The 2,111-nt window shown below is 67.6% G+C and carries 3 protein-coding genes and 1 pseudogene; all 4 read right to left on the bottom strand.

Features of this window, described 5'->3' with window-relative positions:
- Window positions 1-359, bottom strand: a pseudogene (locus FEF26_RS15375) (hypothetical protein); the annotation flags it as partial.
- Between the two features lie 152 nt (window positions 360-511).
- Window positions 512-991, bottom strand: coding sequence for a hypothetical protein (locus tag FEF26_RS16215; RefSeq protein WP_243730625.1), 480 nt, complete (start codon window positions 989-991; stop codon window positions 512-514).
- Window positions 988-1,773, bottom strand: coding sequence for a DUF2637 domain-containing protein (locus FEF26_RS15365; RefSeq protein ID WP_138254406.1), 786 nt, complete (start codon window positions 1,771-1,773; stop codon window positions 988-990). The genes FEF26_RS16215 and FEF26_RS15365 overlap by 4 nt, the downstream gene beginning before the upstream one ends.
- On the bottom strand, window positions 1,770-2,111 hold a 342-nt coding region (locus FEF26_RS15360), incomplete at its 5' end, for a primase C-terminal domain-containing protein (RefSeq protein WP_208012960.1). The genes FEF26_RS15360 and FEF26_RS15365, both read right to left, overlap by 4 nt.

Raw genomic sequence — 2,111 nt, 5'->3', positions numbered from 1 at the left:
GAGCAGAGCAGGCCTTGGGCGCGTTCCTCAGCGATGCAGGTGATCCGTACCGCATGGGTGACCACCGCCCACGGATCAGCGGCTTCCCGGGTAGAGCGGCTGCGCATCACATCAAACGCCGCAGAAGCCGCCTCCCAGGGATCAAGGCCGTGTTTGCGGGCCAGAGCGGCATACTTCTCCGCAGTGAAAACCATCAACGCTGCGGCCTCGGCATCGTTTTCCCACGCCCCGGGACCAGCCTGATGCAACCGGCGGAGTAAGGCTCGCAGCCCCGCGCTGGACTCGAAGGTTCGCCCGCTTCGATCGTCAGCGGTGTTGCCGGTCGGATGTGGGTTGGGGTTGTCGGTGGTGGTGTGCATTGGTGTACCTCCTGACCACCAGGTGCACACCCCACCCCCGAGACGTTGATCCCTGATACCTTTCCGACCCGGCTTCTGGCCGATCCGGTAGGGCAACCTCGTTGTTGCTGTGCTCATCGGTCATCACCACCAGCAAAACCCTGTCAGGGGGCTCAGCTGTGTCCCACCGCATCCCGGGAAACCTGATGAGGCTGACGCCCACGACCGAACGCCGACACCGGCGGCAACTGTGCCACCCGGCTGCCCAACCGGCGGGCCGGAGCCACCAACGGGCCACGGCCCCGGCGCGCCAAGGCCGCTTCAAAATCAATCCCGCGGCCGGCGACCACAGCAGAATGCCGAGCCATCAGATCGGTGGGCCGCACCCACTCCACCCCACGGGCCGGACGGCCTTCAGCGGGACCTAGGTTCTGTCGGCGGCGAATCTGATCGGCCTCGACCGCATCCGGCACACCCTGGCCAGCCGGACCCACCAGCTCCTCTAGTCCGTCGGGGGCAGAACCCTCCGCTGCCCTCTCCACCGAGGGCATCTCCGGGCCTTGCGGAGCGGGCCCGGATTCCCGCACGGGCTGCGACTGCCCACCCGCGTCGCCGGGGTCGGGATGATGGGTGTGAGGGTTGATGGTGTTCATGACAGTTCTCCCTGTTCGTTGGTCCCACCCACAGCGGCTCTGCCGTTCCTGCTGGTGGATGGTTCATCTGTAAGGTGCCCGGCTGCTGCCCAGCGGCCCACCGTCGAAGGGTGGACCCCCAGTTGCTTGGCAATCTGCTTGTTTGACCACCCCTGCTCCCGCAGCATCCGCGCCCGAGCACGCCGGTCCACCGACACGTCCTCGACCGCGGCAGGAGCCTCAGCGGTAACGGAGACAAGCCCGGTGCTGCCCTCGGTGACCTCCTGGACTCGAGCCACAGAGGATTGGGCCTCGTCGTCTTCGACCGTGGGGGCGGGTGCAGGAGTGCCGGACTGGTCGGTGTGAGAGTCGGTGGTGTGGGAGTGGCTGGTGCGGGTCAGGATCACCGTCAGGTGGGTGATCGCCAGCAGCACCACCGGCGGGACCGCCGCCACGGAGGCAGCCAGCACACCAGGCACATCAACATCAGCCGCCACCACCGCATGCAGACTGTTCGCCGTCACCGAGACCAGGGCACCGCCGGCCAGCAGCGCCCACGGATACCAGGCCGCCCGTTGACCCGCCAGAGCCACGGCCGAGACGGTGGCGACCACAATGATCCCGTCCACGATCAGTGGCCACACCCATGCCTGACCCGGCTCGATGCCCGAGCGAGCTGCCAGATCGGCCAAGGCGTTGAAGCTGAGCCAGAACGCGCCCCCGGCGATGAACACCGTGCCAGCCACCGCGGTGCGAAGCGCCCACCGGTGCCCCACACCAGAAACCTGCCCACCGGTGCTCATTCGAGCCTCCGGCCCTGCGCTGACCGCCCAGCAGAGCGCTGGCTCCTGCGAGCAAAAGGTTCCAGTCCCACCGCAGGTGCGGCTACACGCCCAGGGGTGTTCTCGCTGCCGGTGGTGCGGTAGGCCGAGCGGATCGTTGCAGCGATTTCTCGCTGCCCCAAACCAGCCTGGGAAGCCGCAGCAGACAGCACCTCAACCGCATCACCGGCAGACACGTTGTTTTCTGCCAGGCGGCACGCTGCCCAGAAGAGTCCCCGGTTGCGCTCACCCTCCCCACGGGCAGCCACCCAGGAGGCCAACCGGGACACATCAGCCTCACGCCCAGGCCCACGTGTGGT

The sequence above is a fragment of the Nesterenkonia salmonea genome (assembly GCF_005771525.1).
Classification (GTDB): Bacteria; Actinomycetota; Actinomycetes; order Actinomycetales; family Micrococcaceae; genus Nesterenkonia; species Nesterenkonia salmonea.
This window is presented reverse-complemented; position numbering and strand designations above follow the sequence as displayed.